14 protein-coding genes and 1 tRNA gene are annotated in these 13,426 nt (G+C 67.0%); 6 read left to right on the top strand and 9 right to left on the bottom strand.

Annotation, left to right across the window (positions count from 1 at the left end; all coding sequences use genetic code 11):
* Positions 1 to 2 precede the first annotated feature (2 nt).
* Together queE and queC are read left to right on the top strand one after the other, a co-directional pair.
* Positions 3 to 704 (top strand): 7-carboxy-7-deazaguanine synthase QueE, encoded by a 702-nt coding sequence (gene queE, locus AC5P5R_RS10660; protein ID WP_012481068.1) that lies wholly within the window; start codon positions 3 to 5, stop codon positions 702 to 704.
* A 78-nt stretch (positions 705 to 782) separates the two neighbouring features.
* Complete coding sequence (queC, locus tag AC5P5R_RS10655) at positions 783 to 1,448, top strand: 7-cyano-7-deazaguanine synthase QueC (protein ID WP_012481067.1); 666 nt, start codon at positions 783 to 785, stop codon at positions 1,446 to 1,448.
* Positions 1,449 to 1,632: 184 nt separating this feature from the next.
* Here the strand turns inward: queC and AC5P5R_RS10650 are convergent, their stop codons facing one another.
* Positions 1,633 to 2,589, bottom strand: coding sequence for a DUF2268 domain-containing putative Zn-dependent protease (locus tag AC5P5R_RS10650; RefSeq protein WP_049396253.1), 957 nt, complete (start codon positions 2,587 to 2,589; stop codon positions 1,633 to 1,635).
* Between the two features lie 178 nt (positions 2,590 to 2,767).
* On the opposite strand from AC5P5R_RS10650, the gene AC5P5R_RS10645 reads away from it, so the two are divergent.
* A tRNA-Lys gene (locus tag AC5P5R_RS10645) sits at positions 2,768 to 2,843 on the top strand.
* 75 nt (positions 2,844 to 2,918) lie between these two features.
* Here AC5P5R_RS10645 and AC5P5R_RS10640 read toward each other — a convergent pair.
* Positions 2,919 to 3,257, bottom strand: a complete 339-nt coding sequence (locus AC5P5R_RS10640; protein ID WP_012481065.1) for a hypothetical protein — start codon at positions 3,255 to 3,257, stop codon at positions 2,919 to 2,921.
* Positions 3,258 to 3,431: 174 nt separating this feature from the next.
* Here AC5P5R_RS10640 and AC5P5R_RS10635 point away from each other — a divergent pair, with 174 nt between their 5' ends.
* Positions 3,432 to 4,280 carry an alpha/beta hydrolase gene (locus tag AC5P5R_RS10635; RefSeq protein WP_044570754.1) on the top strand — a complete coding sequence of 283 codons (849 nt, stop codon included), beginning with the start codon at positions 3,432 to 3,434 and terminating at the stop codon, positions 4,278 to 4,280.
* A gap of 82 nt (positions 4,281 to 4,362) precedes the next feature.
* Positions 4,363 to 5,301 (top strand): alpha/beta hydrolase, encoded by a 939-nt coding sequence (locus AC5P5R_RS10630; protein ID WP_044570750.1) that lies wholly within the window; start codon positions 4,363 to 4,365, stop codon positions 5,299 to 5,301.
* Positions 5,302 to 5,309: 8 nt separating this feature from the next.
* Here AC5P5R_RS10630 and AC5P5R_RS10625 read toward each other — a convergent pair whose 3' ends face one another.
* Both AC5P5R_RS10625 and AC5P5R_RS10620 read right to left on the bottom strand, forming a co-directional pair.
* Positions 5,310 to 5,732 (bottom strand): response regulator, encoded by a 423-nt coding sequence (locus tag AC5P5R_RS10625; RefSeq protein WP_005414268.1) that lies wholly within the window; start codon positions 5,730 to 5,732, stop codon positions 5,310 to 5,312.
* A 92-nt stretch (positions 5,733 to 5,824) separates the two neighbouring features.
* Positions 5,825 to 6,592: a CPBP family glutamic-type intramembrane protease gene (locus AC5P5R_RS10620; RefSeq protein WP_044570747.1), complete on the bottom strand. Its 768-nt coding sequence runs from the start codon at positions 6,590 to 6,592 to the stop codon at positions 5,825 to 5,827.
* A gap of 149 nt (positions 6,593 to 6,741) precedes the next feature.
* Between AC5P5R_RS10620 and AC5P5R_RS10615 the strand changes: the two genes are divergently transcribed.
* The gene (locus AC5P5R_RS10615) at positions 6,742 to 7,050 is read left to right on the top strand and encodes a TFIIB-type zinc ribbon-containing protein (RefSeq protein WP_044570743.1); all 309 of its coding nucleotides are present in this window, start codon (positions 6,742 to 6,744) and stop codon (positions 7,048 to 7,050) included.
* 73 nt (positions 7,051 to 7,123) lie between these two features.
* Here the strand turns inward: AC5P5R_RS10615 and AC5P5R_RS10610 are convergent, their stop codons facing one another.
* From AC5P5R_RS10610 to recQ, 5 genes are all read right to left on the bottom strand, one after another.
* Complete coding sequence (locus AC5P5R_RS10610; RefSeq protein WP_012481061.1) at positions 7,124 to 7,636, bottom strand: GNAT family N-acetyltransferase; 513 nt, start codon at positions 7,634 to 7,636, stop codon at positions 7,124 to 7,126.
* Between the two features lie 81 nt (positions 7,637 to 7,717).
* Positions 7,718 to 8,743 carry a copper resistance protein B gene (locus tag AC5P5R_RS10605; protein ID WP_164281664.1) on the bottom strand — a complete coding sequence of 342 codons (1,026 nt, stop codon included), beginning with the start codon at positions 8,741 to 8,743 and terminating at the stop codon, positions 7,718 to 7,720.
* Positions 8,740 to 10,548 carry a copper resistance system multicopper oxidase gene (locus tag AC5P5R_RS10600; protein WP_100438350.1) on the bottom strand — a complete coding sequence of 603 codons (1,809 nt, stop codon included), beginning with the start codon at positions 10,546 to 10,548 and terminating at the stop codon, positions 8,740 to 8,742. Before AC5P5R_RS10600 ends, AC5P5R_RS10605 begins: the two co-directional genes overlap by 4 nt.
* 75 nt (positions 10,549 to 10,623) lie before the next feature.
* On the bottom strand, positions 10,624 to 11,004 hold the full coding sequence (locus AC5P5R_RS10595; RefSeq protein WP_044570737.1) for a CopL family metal-binding regulatory protein: 381 nt from the start codon (positions 11,002 to 11,004) through the stop codon (positions 10,624 to 10,626).
* A 154-nt stretch (positions 11,005 to 11,158) separates the two neighbouring features.
* Positions 11,159 to 12,964, bottom strand: a complete 1,806-nt coding sequence (gene recQ / locus AC5P5R_RS10590) for a DNA helicase RecQ (protein ID WP_005410733.1) — start codon at positions 12,962 to 12,964, stop codon at positions 11,159 to 11,161.
* Positions 12,965 to 13,426: the final 462 nt, after the last annotated feature.

The raw sequence follows: 13,426 nt of genomic DNA, 5'->3' as shown, positions 1-13,426 counted from the left end.
CCATGACCGCCGTTACCCCGTCCAACGCCGTCGCCACCCCCAGCGACATCGTGCAGTCGCCGCTGCCGCGCCTGAAGATCACCGAGATCTTCACCTCGCTGCAGGGCGAAGCCGATACCGCCGGCTGGCCGACCGTGTTCGTGCGCCTGACTGGCTGCCCGCTGCGCTGCCAGTACTGCGATACGGCCTATGCCTTCCATGGCGGCACCTGGTGGGACATCGACGACATCGTGGCCGAGGTGTTGGCCCAGGGCGTGCGCCACGTCTGCGTGACCGGCGGCGAGCCGCTGGCGCAGAAACGCTGCCTGGTGCTGCTGCAGAAGCTGTGCGACGCCGGCATGGACGTCTCGCTGGAAACCTCCGGCGCGCTGGACGTCAGCGCGGTGGACCCGCGTGTATCGCGCGTGGTCGACATCAAGACCCCGGGGTCGGCCGAAGCGGCGCGCAACCGCTGGGAAAACCTGCCGCTGCTGACCGCACGCGACCAGATCAAGTTCGTCATCTGCAGCCGCGGGGACTACGACTGGGCCAAGGCTCTGGTCGCCGAGCACGAGCTGGTGAAGCGCTGCACCGTGTTCTTCTCGCCCAGCAAGGGCGAGATCACCGCGCGGCAGCTGGCCGACTGGATCGTCGAAGACCGCCTGCCGGTGCGCTTCCAGATGCAGTTGCATAAAATCCTGTGGAACGACGAGCCGGGCCGATGAGCCCGCGCGGCGTTCCCTGATGTAGCTCCGGCGCGGGACAGCGTGCTGGCTTTCCCCTCCCAACCGGATGTTCTACCCATGAAGAAGGCAGTCGTGCTTCTCTCCGGCGGCATGGATTCAGCCGCCGTCATCGCCATGGCCCAGGAACAGGGCTTCGCCGTGCATGCCCTGAGCGTGCGCTACGGCCAGCGCCATACCTCCGAACTGGATGCTGCCGCCCGCGTGGCCAAGGCCCAGGGCGTGGTCGCGCACAAGATCGTGGACGTGGACCTGCGCAGCATCGGCGGCTCGGCACTGACCGACGACATCGACGTGCCCGAGGCCGGCGGTGCCGGCATTCCGGTCACCTACGTACCGGCGCGCAACACCATCATGCTGTCGCTGGCCCTCGGCTGGGCCGAAGTGCTCGGTGCCAACGACATCTTCTGCGGCGTCAACGCCGTGGATTATTCCGGCTATCCGGACTGCCGCCCCGAGTTCGTGGCCGCGTTCCAGGCGCTGGCCAACCTGGCCACCAAGTCGGGCGTGGAAGGTGCGGGCATCAAGGTACACGCGCCGCTGCAGTTCCTCAGCAAGGGCCAGATCGTCAGCGAAGGCGTGCGCCTGGGCGTGGACTTCGGCCTGACCGTGTCCTGCTACAACGCCGACGCCAACGGCGCCGCCTGCGGCCACTGTGATGCCTGCCGCCTGCGCGCGCAGGGCTTCGCCGAAGCCGGCGTGCCGGACCCGACGCTGTACGCCTGATCGCCCCTGGTAGTGCCGGCCGCTGGCCGGCTTCCCTGATGGGTGTGAATTCCCAGATGGTGGGTGCTAACTGCTCCTCGGTGGGTGCGAACCTTGGTTCGCACTCCCTGACCCGCCGGGGAGGTCTTACTCGGGTGGGTGCGAACCGTTGGTTCGCACGCTCTTCGCCGGACACAACCCGGCGCTACCGCTGCCGCAGCCACCCCGACGCTTCAATAAACATCCGCACCGCCCCCGGATCGGCATAATCCAGCTCGATCATCCGCGCGATCCCAGCCTTCTCATCCTTCTGCTGGCGCATGTACTCCTGCGCGATGCGGTAGCCGGCGTAGTACCCCACATCACCCACCCCGAACGGATTACGGGCGCTGTTGTACAGCCAGTTGTCCAGATCCCCGCCGTCCATTTCAGCGACGAAACGCGTGCGGATTTCCGCTTCGTGCGCGGGCCCGTAGCTGTACAGCGGCAACGCTGGCCGACGCCCGCTCAGCCGTTCGGCCACATACTCCGCCACGCCTTCGCGCACCGCGTACTGCGCCAGGCTGCCGGTAGTTTCGCGCTGCTGGGTATGCACGTACTCGTGCAGGTTGTTCTGCGCGTTGTTCGCCCCCGGACGGCTGTCGTAGAAGATCCGCAGGCGGCTGCGCATCGGCTCCGGCAACTCGCTCACGTCCACGCGCTCATCGCCCAGCGCCATCTCCGCACCGATCAGTACCTTGTTACCCAGCGTGGTCCCGCCAGTACGCAGCACGCCCACGGCATAGGTGATGGTGGCCGGGCGCAGGGCGGGGTAGAGCGTGCGGAAGGCGGCCAGGTCCCGTTCCAGTGTGGCGCTGGCCTGCTGCGCGTTGGCGGTCAATGGGCGTACCGACGTCCAGAAGCGCGGCCACGCACGCATGGCCTCGGCGTATTCGCGGGCGGTGTAGTTACGGACCTGCATCAGCGCATGCAGGCCGGGGCTGCCTGGATCGATGTAGCGCTCCTGCACCAGTGCGACCTGGCGTTCAACGTCGGGCTCGGCGCGCACAGCGTCATAAGTGGCCCAGAAGCGGCCGATGTCGTCGGTGACGACCTGGGATGGGGCGGCCAGTGCCGCACAGGGCAGCAACAGGGCGGCAATGAGGCAGAAGGGCAGGCGCATCCGTGGCTCCGGCCAGGAATCACAGCTGGGATGCGCGTGAGGCCCAGAAGGTTTAAGCGGGCTCACCAGATCGGGTAGTGCCGGCCGCTGGCCGGCAACCTCGACGCACCAGGGTTTCACTCGGCCCGGTAAAGTAGGGTAGAATGCCCACCCCGCCGAAAGGCTGGGGCAGTGCAATGGGCCGTTAGCTCAGTCGGTAGAGCAGAAGACTTTTAATCTTTTGGTCGAAGGTTCGAATCCTTCACGGCCCACCATTGCATCCAATGACCCAGGTCATTCAGAAAGGCACCGTAATGCGGTGCCTTTTTTGTTGCCCTGGTCCGTGGCCTCTAGTTCGCCCGCATTCCCTTGGCTTTTGCGGCCGCCGCGTCGGCAGCTTGCTGTGCGGCCGTCGCTGCCGCATTCGCGGAACGCACGGCTTCCGCTTGAGCCGCGTCAAAGTCAGCCCGGCGCTGCGCGCTGATCCGGCGTTCCAGTTCTGAATATGCGACGTAGCTCTCCGGATACTTCGCGACGCAGGCCTGCTGCAGCAGCGGGATCGCGTGGTCGGACAATCCCGGTTGGAGGTGGGCGAGCAGGCAGTCCGCATACGCTGCGGATGCTGGCGGAGTGCTGCTGGACTGCGGTGAGGCGGCGGCAAGGGTGGTGGCGATCAATACACTCAACATGGGAACCTCCTTGTGGATATGAGCGTGGCGGCGACCAGTCCTTGAGCCAAGGTGCCCGTTGCATGACCATCACCGGCTCCATGGTGCTCCAGTTCCGGCAGATCGGCAAAGTGCCGCGAACGACAGTGCCTCCGGCGGTCTATGCTCGGCATCTTTCCCAGGATGGGCCGTCCCATGCGTCTGATCGTGCTGTCGCTGTCGCTGTTGTTGTCCGTCGTCTCCGCCGCGCCGCTGATGGCCGCCGAATCCGCGTCGCCCGCCGCCGCCACGCCGCTGGTCATCGGCGAGACCTTCACCATCGAGTCGAAGGCGCTGGGCGAGACCCGTCGTATCAACGTCTACCGCCCGCAGCCGTGGGGGCGGGACCCGAAGGCACCGCTACCGGTGCTCTACATGCCCGACGGCGGCATCGGCGAGGACTTCCTGCATGTGGCCGGGCTGGTGCAGGTGCTCAGCGGCAACGGCAGCATGCGTCCGTTCCTGCTGGTTGGCATCGAGAACACCGAGCGCCGCCGCGACATGACCGGCCCCAGCAAGGACCCGCAGGACCAGAAGATCGCACCGCGCATCGGCGGCTCGGCGGCCTACCGTACCTTCCTGCGCGATGAACTGATGCCGCAGGTGCGTCAGCGTTACCCGACCACCGAGGAGCGCGCGCTGATCGGCGAGTCGCTGGCCGGCCTGTTCGTGGTCGAGACGCTGCTGCAGGAGCCTACGCTGTTCAACAGCTATATCGCGTTGGACCCCAGCCTGTGGTGGAACCGTGGTGCAATGCTGGCCGGGGCGGCCAGACAGCTGCCGGCGGTGACGCGTGCGCAGCCGCGCGTGTTCCTGGCCAGCAGTGGTCAGCCGGAGCTGGCGGCCTCTGCCGCACAGTTGGCCACGCTGCTGCAGCAGGCGTCGCCGTCGCCGCTGGTGAAGTACCTGCCGTTGCCGGAGGAAACCCACGCCACGATCTATCATCCGGCCGCGTTGCAGGCGCTGCGCACGCTGTTCCCGGCGCCGCCGCCGGCCTCGCCCTGATCGCACTGGTACCCGCCTGCACACCATGCAACGATGCGGCAGCGGCGCCATCGGGTGCGCCGCCCGCAACGGGAGCGTGTGGATGCAGCGTGTGCGTGGATGGAGTGTGGCGGCCTGCCTGGCCGTGAGTGGCTGTGCGATGTCGGTGGCGCCGCCCGCAATGCAGAGTGAAGCGAAGGACAGTGCGCCGACTGCCACGCCGGGTGTGGTGCTGCCGGACACGGAAGCGCTGCGCGTGCACGACCCGGTCGGCCGCGACTATCCGGTCTGGGTGGCGCTGCCGGCCGACTATGCGGCGCATCCGGAAAAGCACTACCCGGTGCTGTACGTGACCGATGCGCTGTACAGCTTCCCGCTGGTGCGCAGCGTGCGCAACATGGTCGGGCAGAAGGGCGTCAACATCGAGGATTTCATCCTGGTCGGGCTGCCGCCGCAGGAAGGCCTGACCTCCAAGCAGAGCCGCTCGCGCGATTACACGCCCAGCGACCCGGCGCGTACCGATCCGCGTGATTACAGCGATGACGTCAGCTACGGCGGCGCGGCGCACTACCGCGATTTCCTCGCTGGGCAGGTACTGCCGATGATCGATGCGCGCTACCGCACCGATCCGGCGCGGCGTGCCTATGCGGGTCATTCCTATGGTGGCCTGTTCGGCGCCTATGTGCTGACCACGCGCCCGGACATGTTCCGCACCTACATCCTGTCCAGCCCATCGCTGTGGTTCGACGACCATCGGGTGCCGCGCATGCAGGCCGAAGCCAAGGCGCCGGCGCAGTCGACCACGGTGGTGCTGTCGGTGGGCAGCTTTGAAACGGTCAAGCCCGAACCGCGTTACTTCACCCGCAACGACATGCTGCGCCACAACGCCGAATTCGCCGAGCAGCTGCGCAGCAGCGGGCGATCGTTGAAGGTGGAGAACATGGTGATCGATGACGAGGATCACTTCACCGTCTACCCGGACATGATCACCCGCGCACTGCTGAAGGTGTTCCCGGGTACCGGACCGTACAGCAGCGGTTGATGAATGCCTCAGGCCGCCTGTGCATCCGGCCCGGTCAACACGCCCACATCGGCGTGCCGGAAGCACAGCCGGATGGCGTCGAGCAGCTCGCTCATGTTGTACGGCTTGGGCAGGAAATGGATGCCGTCGCGCAGCTGCGGCAGCACCTGGTGCTGGTCCATGCCCGACGTCACCAGGATCGGCAGCTGGGGATACAGGCCACGGACCCGGTTGGCGGCTTCAATGCCACTGATCGCGCCCAGATTCACGTCGGTGAACAGCAGGTCGAAACGCTCACCGGCGGCCAGCAGGCCCAGCGCCGCTTCGGCAGAGCTCACGCCCACTACGTGGCAGGCCTGGCTTTCCAGCGCCAGCCGGCTCAGTTCGCGGGTTTCCTCGGCGTCCTCGATAAGCAGGACGCGGGGTTCAACGTGGCGCTTGGACAGCAACATGACGCGACAACTCCGGACAGCAACGGTGAAAAGGCGCGCAAGTATGCGCAAGCCGGTAGTGATCCCGACGTGCACGGCAAGCTAAGCGGGCGTTACAGGCCTCTCTGGCGCCGGAGCCGCACGTGCCAGGCCAGCACCGCGACCGCGAGCAGGGCGGTGCCGATGCGCAGGCTGGTGGGCTGCCAGCCCAATGCGAGGGCGTCATCGAGGCTGAACACGTTCCAGGCCAGGTTCATCGACAGGTGCAGGACCAGGCCGCACCACAAGGTGTCACCGTCGAGGTGGTCGAGCCAGGCGAAGATGAAGCCGCCCAGGGCGATCACCGCCCCGACGAACAGCGCGATGCCGCCACCGTCGAACCCGCCGAAGCCGAGCCAGTGCACCATGCCGAACAACAGCGCCTGCGGCAGTGCAAGCCATGGCCAGGGGCCGCGCACGATCTTCACCAGCAGCACGAAGCCCAGGCCGCGGAAGAGCACTTCCTCGGCCAGCGGGAACAGCACCGCCAGCATCGTGGCATCCAAGACGGTCAGCGCGGTGTTCGGCGTGCCGAGCAGCGCCAGGCCGAGCCAGCAGGGCAGGCTGGCCAGCAACACCCACATTGGACCGCTCCAGCCGTTTGTGCGCAGACCGAGGCTGGCCAGCAGGCTCATGCCACGGGGCCGCAGCAGCGCGGCCAGCAGCAGTGCCACCAGTACCGCCAGCGCGTTGTCCAACAGGCTGCCGCCATAGGGGATGGGCAGTGCGGGAGTGGGTGTGCCGATGGCCGCGGCGATATCCCGCAGGTTCAGGCCAAGGCCGACGCCCAGCAGCACCAGCAACAGGCGTGCGGTGGTGGGCAGGCGGGACAACACGGTCATGTACGCATTCCCTGCGGAACAAGGGCGCAGTGTGCCCCGCGGTACGCATGTGGGCACACGCCGGAAGTCCATGTGCCATCGGTCATGCGTTGCCGCACAGTCATCGCGGTGCAGGTACAGTCGAAACCAGACCGACAGGAGCAATGCCGATGCTGTGCCCCGTGTGCAAGACCCAGACGCTGCAGATGGCCGAACGCCATGGCATCGAGATTGATTACTGCCCGAGTTGCCGCGGTGTGTGGCTGGATCGTGGCGAGCTGGACAAGATCATCGAACGTGCAGGCGCCGGTGCTGCAGTACCTCCGCCAGCGCCCGTGCAGGCTCAGCCGGCGTCCGCGCCGCCACCGGTGACGCACCGTGATACCCGCCACCTCGGCCAGCGCTATGAGGACAACCGGGGACACGGCTACAAGAAAAAGAAGAAGGACAGCTTCCTGTCGGAGTTGTTCGATTTCTAGTTTGTAGCGTCGAGCCATGCTCGACGTTTGGCGCTAACAGTCGAGCAAGCTTGACTCTACATGGGGCGCGTGATCACGGCCGACGCAGGATGAACTCGCGGTCGTGGGTATCGCCCACGATGAAGTCGTACTCGCCAACCTTGCTGCAGCCATAGCGCGCGTAGAAGCGCTGCGCGCCGAAATTCTCTTCCCACACGCCCACCCACAGGGTGCGGCGCTGCGGCTGGTCCAGCCAGGTCATGAACGCATCCATCAGGCGCGCGCCGTGGCCGCCGTTCTGGTGTGCAGCCAGGATGTAGAACCGCTTCAGTTCGATGTCGCCCTCGCGTGCATCCGTGTGCGGCAAGGTGTTGGCACCGGCGGCCAGATAGCCGACCACGGCATCACCTTCCATCAGCAGCCAGATCGCGCTGCGTGGGTCGGACAGTTCGATGCGCTGCGGTTCGCTGCTGTAGTGCGCCTGCAGGAAATCGTGCAGCTCCTGCGGCGGATAGGAATCGCCCCAGGTTTCGTTGTAGGTGGCAATTGCGATGGCCGACAGCGCGTCGACATCGGCAAGGGTGGCGCGGCGGATCTGCAACGACATGGCGGTGCCTGCAATGGAGCGTGGCGCAGTGTAGCCGGCCCCGGCGGCTGCCGGGGCTGGCCATTGCTCACGATCCGCTGCTCAGAACCACATGCGCACGCCGGCCACCCAGCGCGTGTCGCGCGCGTGGTCACCGGCATAGTCGGCGGTGTCGCCAAAACTGCGTTCGTGACTGATGCCGATGTAGGGCGCGAAGCGACGGCTGAACTCGTAGCGCAGGCGCAGCCCGGCTTCGACCTTGTTCAGTCCGCGACCAATGCCGTACTCCGGTTCATCCTTGGCCGCAACGGTGGCTTCCAGCAGCGGCTGCAGGATCAGGCGGTTGGTCAGCAGTACGTCGTACTCGACCTCGGCCTTGGCCAGCACCTGGCCGCCGGAGCCCAGGTACAGCGTGGCCGAACTCTCGAACTTGTACGGCGCCAGGCCCTGGATGCCGATGGCCGCCCACGTGCGCGAGTCGGCCGGGCGCAAGTCCTGGCGCACACCGACCAGCACGTCCCACCACGGCGACACGCTGCGGCCATACAGTGCTTCCAGCGATGACGACTCGGTGCGGCTGCGGCTGCGTTCGCCATCGGTGCGCAGCCACAGGCGGTTGATGTTGCCGCCGACCCAGCCGGTGGCCTCCCATGCCTGGCCGTTGCTGCTCTTGCCATCCCAATGCTCAAGCCGGTCGATCAGCAGCAGGCTGTTGATCTCCGGCGCGTGTTCCATCGCGCCATGCGCGATCGGCGGGAAGGCGGCGGCGCGGTCGGCATCGGTGGGGACCGGGATCGGTTCGCGCGGTTCGGTGGGTGCAGGCGTGCCGTGGCCCATCGCCCCGTGGTCCATCTGCGAATGGTCCATCGCCGCTGGCTGCATCGTGCCATGGTCCATCTTCGAGTGGTCCATCGTGGAGTGGTCCATGCCGGCCTGATCCGCCGCACCCATGTCCATCTCCGAATGATCCATCCTTGAATGATCGACCGGTTCGGCCGGGGTCTTCGCGCTCTTCGCAGGCACGTTCATCGCGCCCATGTCATGGCCGGCGTGCGACTGCGCGAACACCGGCAACGCGGCGGTCAGGCCCAGGGCCAGCAGGCTGGGGGAAAGCAGTGAGCGGCTCATTCTTCGATCCTCACTTCGCGCATCATGCCCGCTTCCATGTGGTACAGCAGATGGCAGTGGTAGGCCCAGCGGCCGAGTGCATCGGCGCGCACGCGATAGCTGCGGCGGGTACCCGGCGGCATGTCGATGGTGTGCTTGCGGACCTGGAACTCACCTTGCGCGTTTTCCAGATCGCTCCACACGCCGTGCAGGTGGATCGGGTGCTGCATCATGGTGTCGTTGACCAGCACGATGCGCATGCGCTCGCCGTAGTTCAGCCGCAGCGGCTCGGCGCTGGCGAACGGGACGCCATCGAACGACCAGGAGAACTTCTCCATGTGGCCGGTCAGGTGCAGCTCGATCTCGCGGCTCGGCTCGCGGCCATCCGGGTCTTCGAACAGGCTGCGCATCGCGCCGTAGGTCAGCACCTGGCGGCCGTTGTCGCGCAGGCCGATGCCAGGGTCGTCCAGCTTCGGCTCGGTGGCCGAACTCTGCATGTCCACCAGCGGGTTGTTGCGCTCGCTGGCCGGATGCTTCGGTACCTTGCTGGCGGCACCGCCGCCGTGCGCACCGTGGCCCATGCTGGCGCCGCAGCTACCTTCCGTGCTCTTCATCGCGGCCATGTCGTGGCCACCATGGCCACTACTGCCCATGTCGTGCCCCATGTCGCTCATCGTCAGCAACGGGCGTGGGTCGCGCGCGGGAATCGGTGCCTGCAGCCCGTGGCGTACGGCCAGCGTGCCGGCGGCGTAGCCGGTGCGACCCATGTCCTGGCAGAAAATGGTGAACGCATCCTGGCCGGTGGGTTCGACCAGCACGTCGTAGGTTTCGGCGGGAGCGATGCGGAATTCGTCGATGCTGACCGGGTGGATGTACTGGCCGTCAGCGGCCACCACGGTCATCTTCAAACCGGGGATGCGCACGTCGAAGTAGGTCATCGACCCGCCGTTGATGAAGCGCAGCAGCACCTTTTCGCCACTGCGGAACAGGCCGGTCCAGTTGCCGGCCGGGGCGGTGCCGTTCATCAGGTAGGTGTAGGTATGCGCGTTGATATCGGAGATATCGGTGGGCGTCATCCGCATCCGGCCCCACATGCCACGGTCGGACAGCGCCGCGGACCAACCGTCGCGTTTCGCGTCGCGCAGGAAGTCGGGCAGGGTGCGCTTGTAGTAGTTGTCGTGCTCGGCCAGCTTCTTCATGCGCCGGAACAGCGCGCCCGGATCCATGTCGGTCCAGTCCGACAGCATGATCACGTGCTCGCGGTCGTGGTGGTACGGCGCCGGTTCGGCCGGGTCGATGATCAGCGCGCCGTACAGGCCGGCCTGTTCCTGGAACATCGAGTGGCTGTGGTACCAGTAGGTGCCCGACTGCTTCAGCTGGAAGTGGTAGTGGTAGGTTTCGCCGGGGCCGATGCCGTTGAAGCTCAGGCCCGGCACGCCGTCCATGTTGGCCGGCAGCAGGATGCCGTGCCAGTGGATGGAGGTCGGGTGGCGTTCCAGCGTGTTGCGCACGAACAGGTCCACGGTCTGGCCTTCGCGCCAGCGCAGGATCGGGGCCGGCAACGAGCCGTTGACGGTGATCGCCGGGCGGGTGCGGCCGGTGAAATTGGCCAGCGATTCGCCGATGGCCAGTTCGATGCGGGTATCGCTGAGCACGGCGGGGGCACCGGCCAGCCGTGGGGCGGCAGTGGCGGCGGCGAGCGCGCGTTGCGGCACGCCGACAGCGGCGATGCCGGCGACCACGCCACCGGCGGCCAGGCCCTGCACGAACAGGCGGCGCGACGGCATGGGCACAGCGCCCGGACCGGGGAGATTGCGGGTATTCATGGTGGAGACTCCAGACACGGAAAGACGCCGGCAGGCCGCCGGCCCCGGTGCGCAGGGCGCACAGTACGTGTGGAATCAGCCGATGGGAGGGCGTGAGATCGGCGGCAGCGGCGGCGACGGGCGGCCGGTGGCCGGCATCGGCTGCGGTGCCAGCGACAACGCCGGGCCGGCCATGAACGGCAACGCCTGCACCACCAGCAGCGGGTGCTGGGCGCAGCTGCGCACGCAGTCCTTGATCTGGCAGTGGGCGTCGTGGGCGGGGGCCTTGGCCTGCGGGGCCTGATCGGCCTGCATGGCGGCGTGGTGGTGGCAGTCGGCATTGCCGCCTTCAAGGGCGGCTGCCGCGTGGGTCATCCGGCCCATTTCCTCGTGACCGCTGGCCATGGCCGCGTTCAGCCCGTTGAGCAGCAGGCTGAGCATGAGCACGACACGGAGCAGGGTCGAGGCGAGGGACATGGCGCTAATCTAGCCGCAAGCGGCCGTGGATGCACTTCCGGCTGAATGGTCGGTTCAAGGTTGGACCTGCACCAATGTAGAGCCGAACCCGCGCTCGGCTGCTTCTGCGGCCACGGCAGCCGAGCGTGGGCTCGGTGCTACAGGGAGCGCGGCGTCAGCCTTCTTCGCGCACGATCTCGACCAGGCGCGGGCCGTAGCGGCTCAGCTTGGTGCCGCCGATGCCGCCGACCCGGGCCAGTTCATCCAGGCTGGTCGGGCGCTGCTCGGCGATGTTGCGCAGGGTGCTGTCGTGGAAGATCACGAAGGCAGGCACGTTCTGTTCGCGCGCCAGTTCGGCACGCAGGCCGCGCAGGGCGTTGAACAGTGCCAGGTCCTGCGGCAGTACCGACAACCCGGTGCGCTGCGCGCTGCGCTCGCGTCCGCTGGTGCTGCTGGCCGGGTCGCGGCGCATGCTGATCTGGCGGCGGCCGGTCAGCACGTCACGGCTGGCATCGGTCAGGCGCAGGCCACCGTGGCCCTCGCTGTCCACTTCCAGCAGGCTGGCGGCGACCAGCTGGCGGAACACGCTGCGCCAGGTGCGCGCATCCAGATCGCGGCCGATGGCGTAGGTGCTGAGCTTGTCGTGGCCCTGCTGCTTCACCTTCTCGTTCTCGCTGCCACGCAGGACGTCGATCAGGTGGCCGACGCCGAAGCGCTGGCCGGTGCGGTAGACACAGCTCAGTGCCTTCTGCGCCGGAATGGTCGCGTCCCACGAGGCCGGCGGCGTCAGGCAGTTGTCGCAGTTGCCGCACGGCTGGGGATAGGTCTCGCCGAAACCGGCCAGCAGCACCTGGCGGCGGCACTGCATGGATTCGCAGTAGCCCAGCAGGTGATCGAGCTTGCCCCGCTCCAGCTGCTTGCGTTCTTCGCCGGCCTCGGATTGTTCGATCATCTGCTTGAGCAGTACCACGTCGCCCAGGCCGTAGCACAGCCAGGCCTCGGCAGCTTCACCATCACGACCAGCGCGGCCGGTTTCCTGGTAGTAGCCTTCCATCGACTTGGGCAGGTCGGTATGCGCCACGAAGCGCACGTCCGGCTTGTCGATGCCCATGCCGAAGGCGATGGTGGCGCACATGACGATGCCGTCCTCGCGCAGGAAGCGGCGCTGGTTGTTCGCGCGCACTTCCGGCGGCAGGCCGGCGTGGTAGGGCAGGGCGTTGAAGCCCTGGCCGCAGAGGAATTCAGCGGTCTCCTCGACCTTGCGCCGCGACATGCAGTAGACGATGCCGGCCTCGCCACGGTGGCCGCGCAGGAAATCGGTCAGCTGCTTGCGCGCGTTGTCCTTCTGCACCACGGTGTAGCGGATGTTGGGGCGGTCGAAGGAGCTGACGAAGTGGCGTGCTTCCTGCAGATCCAGGCGCTCGGCGATCTCGCGCTGGGTCGGCGGGTCGGCGGTGGCGGTGAGCGCGATCCGCGGGATCTGCGGCCAGCGCTCGTGCAGTACGGTCAGCTGGCGGTATTCCGGGCGGAAGTCGTGGCCCCACTGCGACACGCAGTGGGCTTCGTCGATGGCGAACAGGGCGATCTGGCTGCGCGACAACAGCGACAGGAAGCGGCCGGTCAGCAGCCGCTCGGGAGCGACATAGAGCATGTCCAGCTCACCCGCGAGCAGTTCGCGCTCGACGCGGCCGGCGGTCTCGGCATCCAGGGTTGAATTCAGGTACTCGGCACGCACGCCGAGCTGGCGCAGGGCTTCGACCTGGTCCTGCATCAGCGCGATCAGCGGCGAGATGACGATGCCACATCCGTCACGCAGCAGGGCCGGGACCTGGTAGCACAGCGACTTGCCACCGCCGGTGGGCATCAGTACCAGGGCATCATGACCGGCAGCCACATGCTCCACGATGTCCTGCTGCGGACCACGGAAATCGTCGTAACCAAAGACGCGTTGGAGCAGGTCGTGCGCGGGACGGGAAGCCATCCGGCTAGTTTACCCCGGCGGGGGAGTCGGCAGGGCTGCGCCCTGCACCTGCTACAAGCCAGAGCAACGTCAAAGGCAACAGCCGGCTCTGGGGTGTCTTCTGGCTGGGCGGGGCGGTGTGGGCTTGCAGGACACGCCGTAAACCCGTCCTTGGGGGCTCGATGGCGCCATCCATGGCGCCAACGGTCCTGCAAGCCCACACAGCCCCACCCCCGACAGTTTCCCGGTGACGGTGGATCCATCCACGCCATGCGTGGATGAAATCTGTCAGATATCGACAAACAAAATGGGGTCGGATCCGTTTTCCTGCGGAAAACGGATCCGACCCCACTGGCTTTGCTGGCAGATCGCGGAAAACTGTCGAAGGCGGGGTGGGGCCGGTGGCAGGGGTGTCCGCGGCATGGATGCCGCGGCCAAGCCCCCAAGGACGGGTTTACGGCGTCCCCTGCCACCGGATCCACC

The sequence above is a fragment of the Stenotrophomonas sp. YJH_SMC_19 genome, assembly GCF_059367915.1.
This window is presented reverse-complemented; position numbering and strand designations above follow the sequence as displayed.